At 71.9% G+C, this 21,354-nt stretch carries 14 protein-coding genes; 10 read left to right on the plus strand and 4 right to left on the minus strand.

Annotated features, from left to right (window positions below; all coding sequences use genetic code 11):
• Position 1: 1 nt before the first annotated feature.
• From ACFO6S_RS12645 to metH, 3 genes are read right to left on the minus strand one after another with little or no spacing between them, the layout of a single operon-like run.
• Entirely contained in the window at positions 2 to 1,510 is a 1,509-nt protein-coding gene (locus tag ACFO6S_RS12645; protein ID WP_378417426.1) for an ABC transporter substrate-binding protein, read from the minus strand.
• A gap of 23 nt (positions 1,511 to 1,533) precedes the next feature.
• Entirely contained in the window at positions 1,534 to 2,241 is a 708-nt protein-coding gene (locus tag ACFO6S_RS12650; protein WP_378417427.1) for an HAD family hydrolase, read from the minus strand.
• On the minus strand, positions 2,234 to 5,803 hold the full coding sequence (gene metH / locus ACFO6S_RS12655) for a methionine synthase (RefSeq protein WP_378417429.1): 3,570 nt from the start codon (positions 5,801 to 5,803) through the stop codon (positions 2,234 to 2,236). The genes ACFO6S_RS12650 and metH overlap by 8 nt, the downstream gene beginning before the upstream one ends.
• A 114-nt stretch (positions 5,804 to 5,917) precedes the next feature.
• On the opposite strand from metH, the gene ACFO6S_RS12660 reads away from it, so the two are divergent.
• The 9 genes from ACFO6S_RS12660 to ACFO6S_RS12700 all read left to right on the plus strand — a co-directional run bounded on the left by ACFO6S_RS12660 (position 5,918) and on the right by ACFO6S_RS12700 (position 19,365).
• A complete protein-coding gene (locus tag ACFO6S_RS12660; protein WP_378417679.1) occupies positions 5,918 to 6,751 on the plus strand; it encodes a PAC2 family protein in 834 nt (277 codons plus the stop codon).
• On the plus strand, positions 6,748 to 7,863 hold the full coding sequence (locus ACFO6S_RS12665; RefSeq protein WP_378417431.1) for an MFS transporter: 1,116 nt from the start codon (positions 6,748 to 6,750) through the stop codon (positions 7,861 to 7,863). Before ACFO6S_RS12660 ends, ACFO6S_RS12665 begins: the two co-directional genes overlap by 4 nt.
• Before the next feature lie 136 nt (positions 7,864 to 7,999).
• The gene (locus ACFO6S_RS12670) at positions 8,000 to 8,701 is read left to right on the plus strand and encodes an MspA family porin (protein ID WP_378417433.1); all 702 of its coding nucleotides are present in this window, start codon (positions 8,000 to 8,002) and stop codon (positions 8,699 to 8,701) included.
• A gap of 260 nt (positions 8,702 to 8,961) precedes the next feature.
• Complete coding sequence (locus ACFO6S_RS12675) at positions 8,962 to 9,660, plus strand: MspA family porin (protein WP_378417434.1); 699 nt, start codon at positions 8,962 to 8,964, stop codon at positions 9,658 to 9,660.
• A gap of 103 nt (positions 9,661 to 9,763) precedes the next feature.
• Positions 9,764 to 11,188 carry a TIGR02677 family protein gene (locus ACFO6S_RS12680; protein ID WP_378417681.1) on the plus strand — a complete coding sequence of 475 codons (1,425 nt, stop codon included), beginning with the start codon at positions 9,764 to 9,766 and terminating at the stop codon, positions 11,186 to 11,188.
• Positions 11,185 to 12,537, plus strand: a complete 1,353-nt coding sequence (locus tag ACFO6S_RS12685) for a DUF2398 family protein (RefSeq protein ID WP_378417435.1) — start codon at positions 11,185 to 11,187, stop codon at positions 12,535 to 12,537. Before ACFO6S_RS12680 ends, ACFO6S_RS12685 begins: the two co-directional genes overlap by 4 nt.
• Before the next feature lie 13 nt (positions 12,538 to 12,550).
• A complete protein-coding gene (locus ACFO6S_RS12690) occupies positions 12,551 to 16,702 on the plus strand; it encodes a TIGR02680 family protein (RefSeq protein ID WP_378417436.1) in 4,152 nt (1,383 codons plus the stop codon).
• An 86-nt stretch (positions 16,703 to 16,788) separates the two neighbouring features.
• Positions 16,789 to 17,913, plus strand: coding sequence for an NDMA-dependent alcohol dehydrogenase (locus ACFO6S_RS12695; RefSeq protein WP_378417438.1), 1,125 nt, complete (start codon positions 16,789 to 16,791; stop codon positions 17,911 to 17,913).
• Positions 17,914 to 17,940: 27 nt separating this feature from the next.
• The gene (locus tag ACFO6S_RS12700; RefSeq protein WP_378417440.1) at positions 17,941 to 19,365 is read left to right on the plus strand and encodes an aldehyde dehydrogenase family protein; all 1,425 of its coding nucleotides are present in this window, start codon (positions 17,941 to 17,943) and stop codon (positions 19,363 to 19,365) included.
• 7 nt (positions 19,366 to 19,372) lie between these two features.
• On the opposite strand, the gene ACFO6S_RS12705 is transcribed toward ACFO6S_RS12700, so the two are convergent.
• Positions 19,373 to 19,966 carry a VOC family protein gene (locus ACFO6S_RS12705; RefSeq protein ID WP_378417441.1) on the minus strand — a complete coding sequence of 198 codons (594 nt, stop codon included), beginning with the start codon at positions 19,964 to 19,966 and terminating at the stop codon, positions 19,373 to 19,375.
• Positions 19,967 to 20,305: 339 nt separating this feature from the next.
• Between ACFO6S_RS12705 and ACFO6S_RS12710 the strand changes: the two genes are divergently transcribed.
• Complete coding sequence (locus ACFO6S_RS12710; RefSeq protein WP_378417442.1) at positions 20,306 to 21,325, plus strand: alcohol dehydrogenase catalytic domain-containing protein; 1,020 nt, start codon at positions 20,306 to 20,308, stop codon at positions 21,323 to 21,325.
• Positions 21,326 to 21,354: the final 29 nt, after the last annotated feature.

The raw sequence follows: 21,354 nt of genomic DNA on the forward strand, positions 1-21,354 counted from the left end.
GCTACCCGCGCCGCACCGGGGCGAGGTCGAGCGCGAGGCTCGTGGCGTTGCGGGGCAGTCCGGTCAGGTCCGCGTCCGCCACCACCAGCAGCGGGAACAGGAACAGCCAGTCCGCGGCGGCGTCGTCGGTGACGGTCCGGGCCACCTCCCGCATCCGCTCGACGTACCCGGCCTCGTCGGCGGCGTCGGCCTCGGCGACCAGGCGGGTCACCTCCGGATTGTCGTAGCCCCAGTAGAACTTCGGGTTCGCGAAGGTGACGATGTCGTGCGGCTCGGAGTGCTGGATCACCGACATCTGGTAGTCGTGGCGCGAGAACACCTTGTCCAGCCACACCGCGGGGAACTCGACCGGCTCGCTGCGCACGTCGAAGCCGACCTGCCGCAGCTGCGAGGCGACCACCTGCGCGGCGGAGCTCGCGTACGGGAGATTGGGAACGCTGAAGCGCACCACGGGGTTCGGGGTTCCTGCCTCGGCGAGCAGCGCCCGCGCCCGGTCCGGGTCGAACGGGTAGACCTCGGTGAGGTCCTCGAACCAGGGGTCGGTCGGCGGCACCATCGAGCCGATCAGCTCGCCGTATCCCGCGTAGGCGGTGTCCCGCACCGCCTTCCGGTCCACCGCGTACATGACCGCGCGGCGCACCCGCACGTCGTCGAACGGCGCGACCGCGCCGTTCATCGACAGGGTGACCTCACCGTTGGTGGTGCCCTGGGTGACCCGGAACCGGGCGTCGCCGGCGAACTGGTCGAGCAGCTGCGGCGCGCCGAGGCTGTAGACGACGTCGACTCCCCCGCTGCGCATGGCGTTGGCCTGGGCGGTGGCGTCCGCGAAGTAGCGCAGCCGAACGGTTTTCATCCCCGGCGGCGTCCCCCAGTACCGGGGGTTCGCCGCGAGCACCAGCTCCGAGCCCGGGTTCCACCGCGCCACCGTGAACGGACCGGTCCCGACCGCGGTGGTGGCCAGGTGGCTGACGCCGTCGGGGGTGAACATGGCGCCGATCGGGCCGGTCATCGCGAAGAGCCACTCGTTGCTCGGCCGGCGCAGCACCACCCTCGCCACGTGCGGGTCCGGGGTCTCGACCCGGTCCACGACGGCCATCGCGGCGGGCGAGTTGGCCGTCCACTCGGTCTTGACCCGGTCGATGCTGAACTTGACGTCGCCGGAGTCGAAGGCGTCCCCGTCGCTGAACACCACGTCGTCGCGGAGGGCGAAGTCGTAGACGGTGCGGTCCTCGCTGACGGTCCACGACTCCGCCAGCTGCGGGGTGATCACGCCGTTGTCGTCGAGCCGGACCAGGCCCTCGTACACGTTGTCCAGCAACGCTTGCGGGATGGCCGCGCCCGCGGTGCGGGTGAAGTCGAGGTTGTCCGGCTTCGCGGTCAGCGCGACGGTGAGGGTGTCCGGACCACCGGCCCCGGAGAGCCCGGCGCCCGCCGAGCACCCCGTCGCCAGCACCACCACGGCCACGGCCGGGGCGGCGGCCGTCAGCCGTCCGCCCCGCCGCGTTGTCATGCGTGCGATCTTGCCACCCCAGGTCAGGCGTGCGCGTCGCGCCACACCGAGGCGAGCATCGACTCCCCCATGCCCTCGAGCGTGGTGCGGTGCACCCGGCGCGGACCCGTCGGCACGGCCACCTCGCACGGCACCACCAGCACCGCGCAGCCGGCGGCGACGGCGGCCGCCGCCCCGGTCGGCGAGTCCTCGACCGCGAGGCACTGCGCCGGGTCGAGCCCGAGCAGGGCCGCCGCCCGCAGGTACGGGTCCGGCTGCGGCTTCCCGTGGGGCACCTCGTCGCCGCACACCGTGACGTCGAAGTGCTCGCGCCCCAACGTGTCCAGCGCCTGCTCGGCGAGCTCGCGGTCGGTGTTGGTGACCAGCGCGGTGCGCAGCCCGCTGGCGCGGACCGCCCGCAACGCGTCGAGGGCACCCGGCCGCCACGGGATGCCCCTGGTGAACAGCTCGGCGACCCGGGCATTCATCCACGCGTCCGCCTCGGCCAGCGCCGCCGGCGTCGGGTCCAACGCCAGCGCCGCGAAGACCGTCGCCAGCGCGTCGGGTCCGGACGCCCCGATGATCGACTGCCGGGTCTGCGGGGTCATCACCCCGCCGAGTTCCGCGGCGAGCCCGTGCATCGCCACGTCCCAGATCTTCTCGGAGTCGAGCAGCGTGCCGTCCATGTCCCACAGCACGCCCTCGAGCGCCACACCCGCGACCGACGGGTCGGCCAGCACCACCTCAGGCATTGAAGTACTTGGCCTCCGGGTGGTGCAGGACGAACGCATCCGTGGACTGCTCCGGATGCAGCTGCAGTTCCTCCGACAGCGTCACCCCGATGCGTTCCGGCTCGAGCATCGCGACCAGCTTGATGCGGTCCTCGAGGTCAGGGCAGGCCCCGTAGCCGAACGAGTAGCGGGCGCCGCGGTAGCCGAGCTTGAAGAACTCCTCGACGTCCGTGGGGTCCTGCTCGGCCAGGTTGTGACCGTCGGGCAGCGTCAGCTCCTCGCGGACCCGGCGGTGCCAGTACTCGGCCAGCGCCTCGGTCAGCTGCACGCTGATGCCGTGCACCTCGAGGTAGTCGCGGTACGAGTTCGCCGCGAACAGCTCGTTGGCGAAGTCCGCGATCGGCTGACCCATGGTCACCAGGTTCATCGGCAGCACGTCCACCTGTCCGGTGGCCCGGGCGTCGGCGCGCGAGCGCACGAAGTCCGCGATGCACAGGAACCGGTCCCGCTGCTGGCGCGGGTAGGTGAACCGGAAGCGTTCCGGCGCATCGGGTTCCGGCTCGGTGAGCACGACGATGTCGTCGCCCTCGGAGACCGCCGGGAAGTAGCCGTAGACGACGGCGGCATGCGCCAGGATGCCGTCGGTGCTGAGCCGGTCCAGCCAGTAGCGCAGCCGCGGACGACCCTCGGTCTCGACCAGGTCCTCGTAGGTCGGCCCGTCGCCTGCCCGCTGTCCGCGCAGACCCCACTGGCCCAGGAACAGGGCGCGCTCGTCGAGCAGCCCGGCGTAGTCGGCGACCGCGATGCCCCGGACCACGCGGGTACCCCAGAACGGCGGCGTCGGCAGCGTGACGTCGGACGCCACGTCGGACCGTTCGGGCACCTCGACCGGCACCTCGGCGGCCTTGCGGGCCTCCGCGATCCGCTTGGAGCGCTCGTGCCGGGCCTTGCGCTCGGCCACCTTCTCCTTGGCGGCCAACGCCTCCGGGCTGTCCGGGTCCGGTCCGCCGCCGCGCTTGATGGACATGATCTCGTCCATCAACCGCAGGCCCTCGAACGCGTCCCGGGCGTAGGACACCTCGCCGTCGTAGACCTCCGCGAGGTCGTTCTCCACGTAGGACCGCGTCAGTGCGGCGCCGCCGAGGAGCACCGGGAACTGCTCGGCCACCCCGCGGGCGTTGAGCTCCTTGAGGTTGTCCTTCATCACCACGGTCGACTTGACCAGCAGCCCGGACATGCCGATCACGTCGGCCCGCTTGTCGACGGCGGCGTCGAGGATGGTCGCGATCGGCTGCTTGATACCGAGGTTGACCACCTCGTAACCGTTGTTGGACAGGATGATGTCGACGAGGTTCTTGCCGATGTCGTGCACGTCGCCCTTGACGGTGGCGAGCACGATCCGGCCCTTGCCGTCCTCGTCGGAGGCCTCCATGTGCGGCTCCAGGTGCGCCACGGCGGTCTTCATCACCTCCGCGGACTGCAGCACGAACGGCAGCTGCATCTGGCCGGAGCCGAACAGCACGCCGACCGTCTTCATGCCCGAGAGCAGGGTCTCGTTGATGATCGTCAGCGGCGGGACCTCGGTCATCGCGGCGTCCAGGTCCGCCTCCAGGCCGTTGAGTTCGCCGTCGACGATGCGCCGCTCGAGCCGCTCGAACAGCGGCAGCGCGGCCAGCTCCTCGGCGCGGGTCTCGCGCGCGGACGCGGCGGAGACGCCCTCGAAGAGCTCCATCAGCTTCTGCAGCGGGTCGTAGCCCTCGCGGCGGCGGTCGTAGACCAGGTCGAGTGCGGTCTCCCGCTGCAGGTCGGGGATCCGGGCCATCGGCACGATCTTGGAGGCGTGCACGATCGCGGTGTCCAGACCGGCCTGGGTGCACTCGTGCAGGAACACCGAGTTGAGCACCTGCCGGGCGGCCGGGTTCAGGCCGAACGAGATGTTCGAGATGCCCAGGGTGAAGTGCACCTGCGGGTAGATCTCGTGCAGCTGGCGGATGGCCTCGATGGTCTCGATGCCGTCGCGGCGCACCTCCTCCTGACCGGTGGAGATCGGGAAGGTCAGCGCGTCGATGATGATGTCGGACTCGGACAGCCCCCAGTTGGTGGTGATGTCCTCGACCAGCCGGCGCGCGATGCGGACCTTGTGCTCGGCGGTGCGGGCCTGGCCCTCCTCGTCGATGGTCAGCGCGACCACCGCCGCGCCGTGCTCGGTGGCCAGCCGCATGATCTTCTGGAACCGGGAGTCCGGTCCGTCGCCGTCCTCGTAGTTGACCGAGTTGACCGCACAGCGGCCACCGAGGTGCTCGAGGCCCGCCTGCAGCACCTCGGGCTCCGTCGAGTCGAGCATGATCGGCAGCGTCGACGCCGTCGCCAGCCGGCTGGCCAGCGCCGCCATGTCCAGCGCGCCGTCACGGCCGACGTAGTCGACGTTCAGGTCCAGCATGTGGGCACCGTCGCGGGTCTGGTCCTTCGCGGTGTCGATGCACTTCTGGTAGTCCTCGGCGATCATGGCGTCGCGGAACGCCTTCGATCCGTTGGAGTTGGTGCGCTCGGCGATCACCAGGATGCTGGCGTCCTGCTCGAACGGGACCGCCGCGTACAGCGAGGACGTCCCGGGCTCGGGCTCCGGCCTGCGCACGGCGCGCTCGGCGTGCCGGACCGCCTCGGCGACCGCGGTGATGTGTTCGGGCGTGGTGCCGCAACAGCCGCCCACCATCGACAGGCCGTACTCGGAGACGAAGCCGCTGAGCGCGGCCGCGAGCTCGTCGGCGCCGAGGGGGTACTCCGCGCCGTCCTTGCCGAGCACCGGCAGGCCCGCGTTCGGCATCACCGACACCGGCAGCTTGGAGTGCTTGGACAGGTGCCGCAGGTGCTCGCTCATCTCGTCCGGCCCGGTGGCGCAGTTCAGGCCGATCATGTCGATGCCCAGGGGCTCGAGCGCGGTCAGCGCCGCACCGATCTCGCTGCCCAGCAGCATGGTGCCGGTGGTCTCCACCGTGACGTGGGTGATGATCGGGATCCGGCGGCCCGCGAGGTCCATCGCGCGCTGGGAGCCGATGATCGCGGCCTTCGCCTGCAGCAGGTCCTGGCAGGTCTCGACGAGGATGGCGTCGGCGCCGCCGTCGAGCATGCCGAGCGCGGCCTCGATGTAGGCGTCACGCAGCACCGCGAAGGGCGCGTGCCCGAGGGTCGGCAGCTTGGTGCCGGGGCCCATCGAACCGAAGACGAATCGGGACATGCCGTCGCGGCCGGGGCCCATCTCGTCGGCGACCTCGCGGGCGACGCGGGTGCCGCGCTCGGACAGGTCGCGGATCCGGTCGGAGATGTCGTAGTCGGCGAGGTTGGGCAGGTTGCAGCCGAAGGTGTTCGTCTCCACCGCGTCGGCGCCGGCCGCGAAGTAGGCAGCATGGATGTCCCGGAGCACGTCCGGGCGGGTTTCGTTGAGGATCTCGTTGCAGCCTTCGAGCCCGAGGAAGTCGTCGAGGGTGAGGTCGGCGGCCTGCAACATGGTCCCCATCGCACCGTCGCCGATGACAACGCGCCGCGTGAGCGCATCCAACAGGCCGGAATTGAATGGGGTAGACATGCCGACCACAGTAGTGGGCGCCCTGTTTCACCCTGGTCGTAGGCTAGGCGGGTGAGTGAGAGCGAAGCCCGTGCCACGCCCGACGGCGACCCCGTCGTGCTCCGCAACCCGATCATGGTCGCCGCGTTCGAGGGCTGGAACGACGCCGCCGACGCGGCCAGCGGTGCCGTCGAGCACCTCGAACTGATCTGGGACGCCCGTCCGCTCGCCGAGCTCGACTCGGAGGACTACTACGACTACCAGGTCAATCGACCCACCGTGCGGCAGGTGGACGGAGTGACCCGCGAGATCGAGTGGCCGGCAACCCGGATCTCCGTGTGCTCGCCGCCGGGCAGCGACCGGGACGTGCTGCTGATGCGCGGCATCGAACCGAACATGCGCTGGCGGAGCTTCTGCGACGACCTGCTCGAGATCATCGAGGATCTGCAGGTCAACACCGTGGTGATCCTCGGGGCGCTGCTCGCCGACACCCCGCACACCCGACCGGTCCCGGTGACCGGCACCGCCTACAGCACCGAGGCCGCCGCGCAGTTCAACCTCGAACAGACCCGGTACGAGGGCCCGACCGGGATCACCGGCGTGCTGCAGGACGAGTGCGTCAAGGCCGGGGTTCCCGCGATCTCGTTCTGGGCCGCCGTGCCGCACTACGTCTCGCAGCCGCCGAACCCGAAGGCCACCATGGCGCTGCTGCAGCGCGTCGAGGACGTGCTCGACGTCGAGGTGCCGCTCGCCGAGCTGCCCGCCCAGGCGCAGGAGTGGGAGGAGTCGGTCACCGAGATGACCAAGGACGACGAGGAGATCAGCGAGTACGTCCGTTCGCTCGAGGAGCGCGGCGACGCCGAGGTGGACATCTCCGACGTGATCTCGAAGATCGACGGCGACGCCATCGCCGCCGAGTTCGAGCGGTACCTGCGTCGGCGCGGACCGGGCGGCTTCGGCGGTCTGTGAGGTCCAGGCTGCAGCGAGGGGCGCTGTTCGCCGGCGGGTTCCTCGGGCCCTTCGGCGGCGGGGTCGTCACCTCGATGCTGCCCGAGATGGGCGCCGACCTCGGGGTGGGCACGGCGACGGCGGCCTCCTCGCTGACGGCGTACCTCCTGCCGTTCGCGGCGCTGATGCTGGTCTCCGGCACCTACGGGGCCCGCTGGGGACGCCTGCGCACGGTCCGCGTCGCCTACGGCGGATACGCGCTGGCCTCGCTCGTGTGCGTGCTCGCCCCGACCTACGAGGTGTTCCTCGCAGGCCGGGTGCTGCAGGGCGCGGGAAACGCGTTCACCACCCCGCTGCTGCTGGCCGCGCTCGCCTCGGCCACTCCCCGCGCCCGTCTCGGCAGGGCGCTCGGCACCTTCGGTGCGCTGCAGGCCGCGGGCCAGACCACCGCACCGCTGGTCGGCGGCCTGGCCGCGGAGTTCAACTGGCGCCTGGCCTTCGTGGCGATCGCCGCGGTCGCGCTGTCGCTGGGCGCCGTGGGACTGCCCCGTTCCGCCGACGACACCGCCACCGGCAGGCCGCCGCGGCTGCGGGACGCGCTCGAACCCACCGTGCTGCGGATCGGAGTGGTGGCACTGCTCGGCTGGGGCGCGCTCGGCGGCATCGGCTTCCTGGTCGCCTTCCGGGGCGAGGACACCTTCGGGCTCGAACCCTCTGGGCGGGGCCTGCTGCTCACCGGATTCGGCGTCGCCGGGATGCTGGCCGCACGGTGGGTCGGCGGGTTCGTCGACCGCTACGACGCCCGCACCGCGGTCCTGGCGGGGGCGGTCGGCGGCGCGGCGCTGGTGCTCAGCGCTGGCGTGCTCGGCCCGGTCGCGGTGGTCGCGGCGGCGTGGGCGCTGGCCGGGGTCGCCGGACAGATGGTCCTGGTCGGGGTCAACGCCGCGACCCTCACCGGGGAGGGCGCCAACCGGGGCGGCGCGGTATCGGTGGTGCAGGCATTCAGGTTCGGCGGCGCCGCCCTCGCCCCGCTGGCACTGACACCGCTGTACGCCGTCAGCCCGACGGCAGCGTTCGGAGTGCCGACGCTGGCACTGGCAGTACTGGCTCCGGTGCTGATGCCCAGGAGGTAGCCAGCGCGTCGGTCGAGCATTGACGCGCGCTCGCGGTCGTCATCCACTAGCGTCTGACCCAGATCGGGGATCCCTCATTGGACTGGTTTCCAGGCGTGGGCACGCGTGGGGACGCGACCGAACGGATGACGATTTCATGACGGAGACTGACAAGGCACGTCGGACCCGCAGGACCGCCGCCACCAGGGCGGTCGCCGCCGCCGGTGTCGTCGTCACGGGCATGGTGCTCGGCAACGGCGTCGCGGCCGCGGGCGTCGACAACGCCAGTTCGATCGTCGATGCCAAGGGCGACACCATCGAGGTCATCCAGGGCGACACCCGGATCGACGCGGTGGCGCCACTGGACAGCTCACCGCTCAGCCGGGAGTTCTTCCACAGCGGGTACGCCGAGGCCCGCATCACCGGCCCCGCCGCCGCCGACGCTGTCGGCAGCAAGCTGACCTTCGGTTACCAGGTCGGCTACCCGGCGGCGGTGACCGGCGGCTCCATCCAGATCAACACCCCCGCCCTCGGTTTCGAGGGGGAGAACACCAGCGGCGCCCTGATCGGCGTCATCCCCGACGAGAGCCTGCTGCTGGACACCGAGAACCGCACCGAGCTGCTCGGCGACATCATCCCGCAGCAGAACTTCATCGTGGACCTGCAGCCCGGCGGCATCACCGACGTCCCGCTGGTCAAGGAGAAGGCCTTCGACGGCCCGGCCGCGAGGATCCGGATCGGCGGGGTCCACGGCGCCGTCTCCGGGGCCGTCGGACAGACCACCCTGCGCCCGTACGCGCGGCTCGAGACCGCCGACGGCGACATCGTGATGACCTACGGCGCGCCGTTCCGGCTGTAGCGACTCCCCCAGCGACACACCTGCACAGCACGCCCGGAACGACCGCGGTCCCACCGCCGGCAGCGACACCCAGCCACACGCCGGCGGTGGGACCTCGCCTCTCTCCGCGACACGCCCGGCGAGAAAAACCCGAACACCGAATTCTCGCAATGTTCCCCGACTAGCGTCCACCGGCACGACCTTCGTTCAGGTCCACCGGATACACCAGTTCCCGAACGCGAACACGCGCTCGGCCGCACGACCGGACAGAAGAGGTATCGATGCCTGACTCTCACAAGCCTCGGGGACGCTCCACGACGTTCGTGCGCGGCGCAGCACTGGCCGGCGTCGTCGTGACGGGCATGGTGCTGGGCAACGGCGTCGCGGTCGCCGGCGTCGACAACGCCAACTCCATCGTCGACGCCAAGGGCGACACCCTCGAGATCATCCAGGGCGACACCCGGGTCAACTCGGTGCCGCCGCTCGACAGCTCGCCCTTCAGCCGCGAGTTCTTCCACAACGGCTACGCCGAGGCCCGCATCACCGGCCCCGCCGCCGCGGACGCGGTGGGCAGCAAACTGACCTTCGGCTACCAGGTCGGCTACCCGATCGCGATCACCGGCGGTTCCATCCAGATCAACACCCCGGCCCTCGGCTTCGAGGCCGAGCACACCGACGGCGCCCTCATCGGCCTCATCCCCGAGCCGAGCCTGCTGCTGGACACCGAGAACCGTGTCGAACTGCTCGCCGACATCATCCCGCAGCAGAACCTGATCGTGGACCTGCAACCCGGCGGCATCACCGACGTCCCGCTGGTCAAGGACAAGGAGTTCGACGGCCCGACCGCAAAGATCCGCGTCGGCGGCGTCCACGGCAGCGTCTCCGGAGCCGTCGGACCGACCACCCTGCGCCCGTACGCGCGCCTCGAGACCGCCGACGGCGACATCGTGATGACCTACGGGGCGCCGGTCCCGCTGTAGCGCCGTCGGCTCCCCTAGGCTGTTCCCGGTGAGCGATTCCGGCAGGGCCGACCCCGCGACCCGAGACACGTTCGTCCGTGACACCGCCGTCCGTGACGACCGGCTGCGACTGTTCTCCTTCGCGACCGCGGAGAAGCGTGCGGACTACCTGTCGGTGCTGCGGGTCTTCGACCAGGCCCGGGCCAACTACGTGGTGCTCCTGCACAGCGGCGAGGTGGCCGACCGGATCGGCAGGCTCTCCGCCGCCGAGATCGGTCCGCTGCTCGAGCAGCTGCACGTCTGGGGTGTGCTCGAGCGCAGCTACGACGGTTCCCGGGCCGCGACGCTCGCCGAGTACCGCAACCGGCACTTCGTCTACCAGTTCAGCCAGCTCGGCTACCAGACCTTCCGCGCCGTCGAGGACGTGCTCGGGGCGCGCGGTGACGAGTCCGCGCTCTCCCGGCTGGCGCTGCCGGAGCTGCTCGCCGACCTGGGCGAGCTGGCCGAGGCGAACCGCAACGCCGACGGCGACCTGATCTACCGCAAGCTCGCCCGCCTGGACTCGACGCTCTCGGAGATGGCCGGCCGCGCCGCGCAGTTCTACCTCACCCTGGGCGACCTGGTCCGCACCACCGAGATCACCCCGGAGGCGTTCCTGACCCACAAGGACGCGCTGCTGACCCACATGCGCGAGTTCAGTTCCGACCTGGCCCGGTACGCGCCGAAGATCACCGGTGCGATCTCGGCCGTGGAGGCCACCGGCCTCGAGCAGCTGATGGACCGCGCCGCGACCAGCGACGAGCGGATGTTCCTGCCGATCGAGGAGCGGCGAGCGGACTGGGCGGCGCGCTGGCAGGGCCTGACCCAGTGGTTCGTCGCGGCCGAGGGCGGGCTCAGCGAGTCCGAGCGGCTGCGCGAGGGCACCATGAGCGCGATCGCGGCGGTGCTCGCGCTGCTGCGCCGGGTCACCGAGACCCGCCGCGGCGGGGTCAGCCGGGAGAGCCAGTTGCGGCACCTGGCCGGCTGGTTCGCCGCGACGCCCACCGAGGACGCCGCCCACGCCCTGTTCCGGTCCGTCTTCGACCTCGGCCAGCCCCGGCACCTGTCGATGCTGCATCCCGACGCCGACGTCATCCCCGACTCCCGCTCCTGGTGGGACGCGCCGCCGGTGGAGATCGCCCGCACCCTCGCCGAGACCGGCAGGTCGCCGTCGGCGGGCCTGCCCGGCCGGGTGCAGCGCAACGACGCCGGCATCCGTCGGCTCCGCGAACGCCAGCTCGGCGAGCAGCGGGCCCGCAGCGTCGCCGCCGCGTCGCTGGCCGCAGGCGGTGTCTACGAACGGACCCTCGACGAACAGGAGACGGCGGTGCTGCTCAGCCTGCTCAACGCCGCGCTCACCGCCCGGGTGCCGGTCAGCGGCCGGGTCGCCGGCTCCACCGGCTCCGACAGCGGGGTGCGGCTGACCCTGACCCCGCACACCGAGTCGACGACCGTGCGCACCGCGCGCGGGAGCCTGCACCTGGACGGGCTGCGGGTGAGCGTGCAGTGAGGGCGAACGAGATCTCGCCGCTGACCCTGGACTCCTACCAGCGCGCGGCCCGGGTGATCCTGGCCAACCACCTCGTCACCGCCGACTACCCGGACCGGGTCGCACTGCCGCTGCTGCGCCGCTGGGCCACCGAGCTGCGCGACGACCTGCTCGAGCTGTTCGGCTACCGGCTCGAGGTCACCGAGACGACGGCCCGGCTGTTCACCGTCGCGGACCGCCTCGACGCGACCGCGCCCGCCCGCACCGGCACCGACCGCGACTTCGACCGGCACCGGTACGCCTACCTGGCCCTGTGCCTGGCGGCGCTCGGCCGGGCCGGGAACCAGATCACCCTCTCCGAGCTCGCCGACCACGTCACCGCCGACGCCACCCAGGTCGACGGCGTGGAGCTCTCGACGCAGCGGGCCGCGGACCGGGACGCCTTTGTCGACGCCGTCGGCTGGCTCGCCGCGCGCGGGGCGATCGCCCTCGCCGACGGCGACGCCGGCGGATGGGCGGCCAATCCCGATGCGGGAGAGGCCCTCTACGACATCGACCGCTCGGTGGTGGTCGCACTGTTCCGTCCCCCGCGGGCCCTGCAGCACCTGGTCTCCGTCGAGGGTCTGCTCGCGGACGAGACGGCGAGCCCGGCCCGCCGGGTGCGTCGCGCGCTGGTGGAACGACCCGTCGTCTACGCAGGCGAGCTCGACGACGACGAGGCACTGCAGCTCGCGCTGCCGCGCACCGCCGCCGAGGTGGAGAAGCTCACCGGGCTGGTGGCCGAGCGCCGCGCCGAGGGCATCGCGATGATCGACCCGTCGGGCCGGCTGTCGGACCTGCGGTTCCCGAACACCGGCACCGTCGCGCAGGTCGCGTTGCTGCTGGCGGGCGAGATCGCCGACCGGGTCCTCGATCCCGATGCGCCGGAGTCGGTTCGGCTGCCGCTGCCCAGCTCGCGGCACGCGGAGCTGCTGGCCCAGCTGGACTCGGCGATCCCGGACGCCGGCATCTTCCGGGGCCTGGCGGACGAACCCGACGAGGCCACCGCCCCCGACGCTCCCGACGCGGACGCACCCGGCGAGTTCCGCGAGCCTGCCCGCTACCCGCTGATCGAGGACAGCTGGATCGACGCGGCGGTGGTCGAGCTGGTCGCCCGCTTCGGCCGGACCTTCGCCGCGCAGTGGCAGGCCGATCCCGACGGGCTCCGCCGCCGGGCGGTGGAGCTGCTGGACAAGCAGCTGCTGGTGCGCCGCACCGACGGTGGCGTGCTGGCGCTGCCCGCACTGGCCCGGTACCGCGGGGTGGTGGTCACCGTCCGCGAGCGGGCCACCAGTCCCGACCTGTTCGATCCCACTCCGACACAGAAGTAGAGGCAGATTTCGCATGGCGCACGCGCGTTTTCGTCCCACCCGGGCCGGGATCATCAACCTGTGGGACTACCGCGACCAGGAGTTCTCCTTCGCCGACGGCCGGCTGGTGCTGCGCGGGCCCAACGGCTCGGGCAAGACCAAGGCCCTGGAGGTGCTCTTCCCGTTCGTCCTCGACGGCCGGATCGAGCCGCGCCGGCTGAACCCGTTCGCGGGCGAGGAACGGACGATGAAGTCGAACCTGCTCTACCGCGGGCAGGACAGCGCGCACTCGTACGTCTGGATGGAGTTCTCCCGCGGGCCGCAGGACGACCCGGAGTCCGTCACGGTGGGCATCGGGATGCGGGCCACCCGGCAGAACGACAAGGTCACCCGCTGGCACTTCGTCGCCGAAGGTCGTGTCGGGGTGGACTTCTCACTGCTGGGCAGTGACGACCGGCCACTGACCAAGCGGCAACTGGCCGAGCAGCTCGGCACCGACGCGCTCACCGACCGCCCCACCGACTACCGGGCCGCGATCGACGCCCGGCTCTTCGGTCTCGGCGCCGAGCGGTACGACCAGCTGATCAACCTGATCCTCACCCTGCGGCGCCCGCAGCTGGCGAAGAACCTCGACCCGAAGGGCCTGTCCCAGGCGCTGACCGACGGGCTGCGACCGCTCGACGAGCAGCTGGTGCTCGAGGCCGCCCGGTCCTTCAGCGACATGGAGGAGGTCGGCCGGGCGCTCGAGGGCCTGGCCGCCGCCGACCAGGCGTCCGCGGACTTCGTCACGGTGTACCGCCGCTACCTGCGCCAGCAGGCCCGCGCGGATGTCGAGCAGGTCTCCCGGCGGCTCGAGACCGTCGAGCAGTCCGTCGGCGCGCTGTTCGAGAGCGCGGAGGTCGCGACCCGACGCGGGCGCGAACGCGCCGAGGCGGAGGAGCGGTTCACCGCAGCCGAGCGCGCGCTCGAGCAGGCCCGATCGGAACTCGAGACCCTGCAGCGCTCGGGCGCCTACGAGGGCAAGCAGCAGCTCGACGACCTGGCCGCGGTGGTCGCCACCCTCAAGCTCTCCACCGAGCAGCAGTCCGACAAGGCCCGCAAGGCGCAGGCCAGCCTGTCGCAGCGGGCCGACGAGGCCGCCCGGTCCACCGCCGCCGTCACCGCGGCCGTCACCGCGCTGAGCCGGGCCGAGGACGCGCTGCTCGCGGCCGCCGAGGACGCCGGCATCGCCTGGGTTCCGTTGCCGCCCAACGCCCGTACCGACCAGCTCACCGATGCGGTCCGCGGGCACGCCGAGGAACGCGACGGTGACGTCCGCACGGTGCGGGAGGCGCTGGCCACCGTCGAACGCGCGGCCACCGAGCGCACCCGCGCGGATCGGGCCGCGGACCGGGGCCGGGAGCTGCTCGACGCCGCGACGGCCGCGGTGGCGCAGGCCCAGGCCGGCGCCACGCTGGCCCGCTCGGACTCCGCGAAGGCGTTGCGCATCTGGTGGACCCGCAGCTCCGCGACCTACGCGAAGATCGGTGTGTCGAGTGCGATGTTCGTCGACCTGCACGACGCGGTCACCGAGATCGGTGACCACGACGAGGCCCCGTCCCTGGCCGAACTGCTGACCGAGCACACCGAGTCCGGCCTCGACGAGGTGCGGTTCCGCCGTCAGCAGGCCGGCGCGGAGGCCGCCGAGGCCGCCGCCGCGGTGGCGGCGCTGACCGCCGACCGCGACCGGGTCGCCGCCGAGAGCGACGACGCCCCACCGCCGTTCGCGGCCCGCACCGGGTCCCGCGAGCGGCTCGCGGGGGCGCCGCTGTGGCGGCTGGTCCGCTTCGCGGACGGGGTGAACCCGGCAGACGCCGCGGGTGTCGAGTCCGCGCTGCAGGCCGCGAACCTGCTCGACGGCTGGGTCTACGGAGGGGACGGCGCCACGCCCGACGCGGAGTCCGAGCAGTACCTGACGGCGTTGCCCACCGACCGGCGTCCGGCCGGCCGGACGCTGGCGCACGTCCTGGTCGTCGAGTCCGACACCGGCGTACCCGAGGCGCGGGTGCAGGCGGTGCTGGAGTCGATCGCGCTCGGTCAGGACGGGATCAGCACGGACGGCCGGTTCTGGCAGGGCGTGCAGCACGGTCGGCACACCAAGGCCGACGCGGAGTACATCGGCGCCACAGCCCGCGCCCGGCGCCGGGAACTGCGACTGGCCGAGCTGGACGCCGCGATCGCGGCGGCCGAGGCCACCCGCGAGGCCGCCCTGGCCGCCCAGCGGGAGACGGCCGAGGTGATCGCCGCCGTCGCGGCCGCGTCGAAGTCGTTGCCACGCACCACGCCGGTGCTCGCCGCCCTCAAGGCGGTGACCGAGTCGGCGGGCGCGCTGCGGACCCGTTCGGAGTCGGCAGCGGCGACCCAGCGCGAACTGGACCAGGCCATCGCCGACCTCGGCACCAAGGACAAGTCGTTGCGCGCCACCGCCGTTGCGCACCGCACCGGTCACCTCCCCCGCGACCTGGACTCCCTCACCGCGGCCATCGGCCACTTCGAGAAGCAGGGCGAGGTGGTGCTGCGCTGCCGCCGCGAGCACGGCAAGGAGGTCGAGCACAGCCGCGAGGCCGACGACCGGCACGCCGAGGCCCGGGGCATCGCCGAGGAGCACGCCGAGGAGTCCGCGATCGCGGAGGAGAGCTACGCCCAGCAGGTCCAGCGCCTGGACATGCTGCGCGAACTGCTCGGGGCCAACGCGGACCAGATCGACGCGGACCTGGCGAAGGCCCGCGACCGGATCGAGGAGTGCAAGGCCGAGCAGCGGGCCGCCCGCAAGGCCAGCGACGCGGCGGTCGAGGCGATCGGCAAGTCCGAGGGCGCCCACAGCGCGTCCGTGGAGGCGCTGCGCAGCGCGCTGACCGAGGCCCGCACCGACGCGGACCGGTTGGCGCCCTACGCGCGGGCCGACCTGCTCGAGCTGCTCGGCGTGACCGAGGCGCACTCGTGGCCCGCCACCGACGCGGCGTGGCTGAGCGCGGACCAGCTGGTGTACCGGATCCAGCACGAGGACGGCCCGGACACCCCGGTGCTGCCGCCGGAGGTGCTCGCACTGCAGGCCGCACTGACGGCGTCGACGGAGTCGGTGAAGGTCAGCGACGGTGCCCGCAAGGCCACCCGGACGGCGCTGACCACCGCGCTGCAGGACTTCGACGCGCAGCTCGCGGCGGCAGGCCAGGACTACCGGCTGCAGTGGGACGCGCCGGACGGCCTGACCACGGTGCGGGTGCAGGACGAGCAGGGCTTCTCCTCGATCGGCGAGTTCGCGACCCGGATCGCGGCCGCGCGGGCGGACCAGGAGCAGCTGCTCACCGAGTCGGAGCGGCGCATCCTCGAGGACGCGCTGCTCACCGGCCTGGCGCAGCAGATCCACGAGCGGACCGTCGACGCCCGCGAGCTGATCGCCCAGATGGGCGCGGAGATGCGCGAGCGGCGGATGTCCTCGGGCAGCACCATCGGCGTGCACTGGGTGCTGGCCGACCACCTCGACGAGAACTCCCGGGCCGTCTCGAAGCTGCTCGACCGGGACGCGTCGGGGCTGGGACCGGACGAGCTGGCCACCGTACGAGCACATTTCGCGGCCCAGATCCGGATCGCCCGGGCGGCGCACCCGGAACGGTCCTACCCGGAGATCCTCGCGACCGCGCTGGACTACCGGCGATGGCGGGTGTTCTCGTTCACCCTGATCGGCGGCGACGGCAGCGAGGACCGGTTGACGGTGGCGCGGCACGGGGCGCTCTCCGGCGGCGAGCAGTCGGTCTCGCTGCACCTGCCGCTGTTCGCGGCCGCCCACGTGATGCTCTCGTCCGCGGACCCGCACTCCCCCCGCCTGCTCGGCCTGGACGAGGCGTTCGCCGGTGTCGACGACAACGGCCGCAGCGAGCTGTTGGGGCTGAGCGTGCAGTTCGACCTGGACCTCTTCATGACCGGTTACGACCTGTGGGTGACCTACGCCGGGGTGCCGGGGTGCGCGCACTACGACCTGGCGCACTCGACGGCCGAGCAGACCGTCAGCGCGGCGCTGCTGGTGTGGTCGGGCGGCGAGTTGCTGGCCGAGCACGACGGCACCGACCTGGCCTCGGCGCTGGGCTCGCCGCTGCGGCGCCGGGTCCTCGCGCCTGCGGAGGGCGGACTCGAGTTCGCGGAGGTGTAGCCGACCGGCAGGAGTGACGCAGGTCACCATTTCGCCTACTCTGGCGCCATCGCGACTCGCGACCACGGACCGGAGAAGGAGAGATCTTGAAGACCAAGGCAGCGGTACTCCACGGCGTCGGCGAAGAGTGGAAGGTCATGGAGGTCGACCTCGGCGACCCCGTGGAGGGCGAGGTGCAGGTCCGGCTGACCAGTTCGGGGATGTGTCACTCCGACCACCACATCCGCACCGGGCAGAGCCCCGTTCCGTTCCCGGTGGTCGGCGGCCACGAGGGCGCCGGGATCGTCAGCAAGGTGGGCCGCGGCGTCACCCGGCTCGCCGAGGGCGACCACGTGGTCACCGCCTTCATCCCGGCCTGCGGCGTGTGCAAGCCGTGCTCGATGGGCCTGCAGAACATCTGCGACGAGGGCGCCGGGCTGCTCACCGGACTGTCCATCTCCGACAAGACCCACCGGATCACCGTGGGCGGCGTCGGCGCCACCCAGATGTGCCTGCTGGGCACGTTCTCGCCCTACATCACGGTCAACCAGGCGTCCCTGGTCAAGGTGGAGGACGACATCCCGCTGCGGTCGGCGGCGCTGCTCGGCTGCGGCGTCGCCACCGGCTGGGGTTCGGCGACCGCGATCGGCAACGCGAAGGTCGGCGACACGGTCGTGGTCGTCGGCATCGGCGGCGTCGGCATCAACTCCGTCCAGGGTGCGCGGGCCGCCGGCGCCCGGTTCGTCGTCGCCGTCGACCCCGTCGAGTTCAAGCGGACCGAGGCGTTGAAGTTCGGCGCCACCCACGCCTTCGCCTCCATCGAGGAGGCCGCCGCCACGATCGGCGAGATCACCTGGGGTGAGATGGCGAACGTCACCGTGCTGACCGTCGGCGAGATGACCGGCGACATCATCGCGCCGTCGATGAGCATCACTGCAAAGGGCGGCACCGTCGTGGTGGTCGGCATGGGCGACTACGCGAACACCAGCGTCACCCTGAGCCTGTTCGAGCTGACCCTGCTGCAGAAGCGACTGCAGGGCGCGATCTTCGGTGGCGTCGGTCCCCGGACCCAGATCCCGGCGCTGTTGAACCACTACCGCAGCGGCGCACTGAAGCTCGACGAACTGATCACCCGGACCTACCGCCTCGAGGACATCAACCAGGGCTACGACGACATGCTGGACGGCAAGAACCTGCGCGGGGTCATCGAGTACACCGACGCCGACTACTGACCACCACACGAGTCCGGAGCATCGCCCATGAGCAGTCATCGCTTCACCGATCTGTACATCAATGGGGAATGGGTGCCCTCCCACGGCACCTCGACGATCGACGTGGTCAACCCGGCCACCGAGGAGGTCATCGCCACCGTGCCCGACGGGACGCCTGCGGACGTCGACGACGCGGTCGCCGCCGCCCGGGCCGCCTTCGAGGACTGGTGGCACACGCCGGTCGACAAGCGCACCACCTACCTGCGGGCCGTCGCGCAGGGGCTGATCGACCGCGCGGACGAACTCGCGCGGACCATCTCCGCCGAGATGGGGGCCCCGCTCTCGTTCGCGGCGGCGGTGCAGGTGCCGATGCCGATCAACAGCTTCCTGCACGCCGCCGAGGTGGCCGAGTCCTTCGAGTTCGAGACCGAGCGCGGCAGTTCACTCATCGTCCGCGAACCGGTCGGGGTGGTCGGCGCGATCACCCCGTGGAACTACCCGCTGCACCAGATCGCGGGCAAGGTCGCCTACGCGCTCGCCGCCGGCAACACCGTCGTCGTCAAACCCAGCGAGGTGGCGCCGCTCGATGCCTGGCTGCTGGCGGAGATCTTCGACGACGTCGGCGTACCGAAGGGGGTGTTCAACCTGGTCAGCGGCACCGGTCCGGTGGTCGGTGAGGCCATCGCCTCGCACCCCGACGTCGACCTCGTGTCCTTCACCGGGTCCACCCGGGCCGGCACCCGGGTCAGCGAGCTGGCCGCCCGCACCGTCAAGCGGGTGACCCTCGAACTCGGCGGCAAGAGCGCCAACGTGGTGCTCCCCGACGCCGACCTGGACGCGGTGGTGCCGCACGCCATCCAGATGGCGTTCCTCAACTCCGGGCAGACCTGCTCGGCGCTGACGCGGCTGATCGTCCCCCGGGACCGGCTCGCCGAGGTCGAGTCCGCGGTGAAGGCCGCCGCGGACGCGGTCCCCGTCGGCGAACCCGACGACCCGGGCACCGTCCTCGGTCCCCTGGTCTCGAAGACGCAACTGGACCGGGTCCGCGGCTACATCGACCGCGGCATGTCGGAGGGAGCCACGCTGGTCACCGGCGGCAGCGAACCGCTGCCCGGTCTGCCGGCCGGGTACTACGTCAGGCCCACCGTGTTCTCGGATGTCACGCAGGACATGACGATCCACCGGGAGGAGATCTTCGGCCCGGTCCTCTCGATCGTCCCCTACGACACCGAGGACGAGGCCGTCGCGATCGCCAACGACACCGACTACGGGCTCTCGGGCGCGGTGTGGTCACGGGACGTCGACAAGGCGCGCGCGGTCGCCGGCCGCCTGCGGACCGGTCAGGTCGCGGTCAACGGCGGCGCGTTCAACCTGAACGCACCGTTCGGCGGCTACAAGCAGTCCGGCAACGGCCGCGAGTTCGGGCCCGACGGTCTCGCCGAGTTCCTGGAGACGAAGTCCATTCAGTTCTGACTCGTCGTTAGCGCTCGTCCGCCATGTACTGCGCGTACCAGTCCGGCCAGTTCGGGTCGGCCTGCCCGAGCTGTTCCTCGTACCTGCCGTGCGCGGCCGCCGCGCGGCGCAGCGCCTCCGCGAGGTCCGCGGCGGAGTCGTAGGCCACCGGACCGGGGGTCGCCACCCGGCCGGCCTGCCGGGTGGTGACCTCCTGCACGAACCAGGTGTTGCCGTCCGGGTCGGCGAAGGAGAGCCACGAGCCGTAGCTCGTGCGGTCCGGGTCCGGCCCGGCGACCCGTCCGGTGTCGCCGGCGTGGTGGAAGATCCCGCCGACGTCGTGGAAGACCTCGCTGACCGGTGCACCGCCGCTCGCCAGCTCGGCCCTGGCCGCCTCGATGTCGGTCACCACGAGCTGCGGGCCGTCGGCCGACCCGGGCGCCGCCGCGGTGACGCCGGTGCCGAAGATGACCGAGCAGGCCGAGCCCGGCGGTGTCAGCTGCACCACCCGGAAGTCCGGCCCGGTGGTGACGTCGGCGTCCTCGCGCCACCCGAGCGACTGGTAGAAGTTCTTGGCCCGGTCCACATCGGAGACCGGCAACACCACAATCTCGAGCTTCATGTCCACGGCCACCACTCCTCCGTCGCTGCCGACCGAGTCACGGCCGGTCGATTCACTTCGATTGGCGCGAGATCCACACTTCCACCACGAAGTGCCGAAAGTCCATCACCCGTGGCGCCTCGGAGGAGACGGCGGCCGGCCGGGCGATGGTCATCGCGACCGATGGGCACTACGCTCGAAGCATCGACGCCGAGTGCCGGCGGGCCCCGTCAGGACGGGACGCGCCGCGGCGGTCGGGGCCGTCTCCCCATCCAACTCCTGGCGAGTATCTCTGCCGCGCACCACATCTCGTACGGTCCTCCGACCCGCGTCGATCACGCCAGGGAGGAGCGATTCGTCATGGCAAGCATCCGGTCCGTTCAGGTAGACCAGCCCGGCGACGAACTGCGCGTCACCACGAGAGAGATGCCCGAGCCGGGCCCCGGTCAGGTGCGGGTGACCGTCGAGGCCTGCGGCATCTGCCACTCCGACGACGCGTTCGTGACCAACGCGCTGCCCGGCGTGACGTTCCCGGTGACCCCCGGCCACGAGATCGCGGGGCGGATCGACGCGGTCGGCGAGGCCGTCCCCCGCTGGCGCCCCGGCGACCGGGTGGCGGTCGGCTGGTTCGGCGGTGCGTGCCTGTACTGCGACCCGTGCCGGGACGGGGACTTCATGCACTGCGAGAACCTCCAGGTGCCCGGCTGGCACTATCCCGGCGGATACGCCGACGCCGTCGTGGTGCCCGCCACCGCGATCGCCCGCGTCCCCGACGAGTTCACCGCCGCCGAGGCCGGGCCCATGGCCTGCGCCGGGGTGACCACGTACAACTCGCTGCGCCGGAGCGCGGCCCGGCCCGGCGACCTGGTCGCGGTCCTCGGCCTCGGCGGCCTCGGGCACCTCGGCGTCCAGTTCGCCGCGAAGATGGGTTTCGACACGGTGGCGATCGCCCGCGGCCCGGACAAGGAGGCACTGGCCCGCCAGCTCGGCGCCCGGCACTACATCGACTCCACCACGCAGGACGTCGCGGTCGAGCTGACCGGCCTGGGCGGGGCCAAGGTCGTCCAGGCCACCGCCGCCAACTCCGCTGCCATGGCCGCCACCATCGACGGGCTCTCCGCGGACGGCGAACTGATCGTCATCGGCGCCGTCCCGACGCCGATCCCGGTCAGCCCCTTCCAACTGATCTTCCAGTCCCGCGCGGTGCGCGGGCACCCGGCAGGCACCGCCCGCGACGTCGAACGGACCCTGGACTTCGCGGCCCTCACCGGCATCCGCCCGATGATCGAGGAGGTCCCGCTGACGGACGCCCCGGCCGCGTACCGCCACGCCCTCAGCGGGAAGGCACGGTTCCGGGTCGTGCTGACGACCGGACTCTGACCGCAACGAGCCGTCGGCGGTCCGCTTCC

The sequence above is a fragment of the Rhodococcus kronopolitis genome (genome assembly GCF_042654025.1).
Lineage (GTDB): Bacteria > Actinomycetota > Actinomycetes > Mycobacteriales > Mycobacteriaceae > Rhodococcus_G > Rhodococcus_G kronopolitis.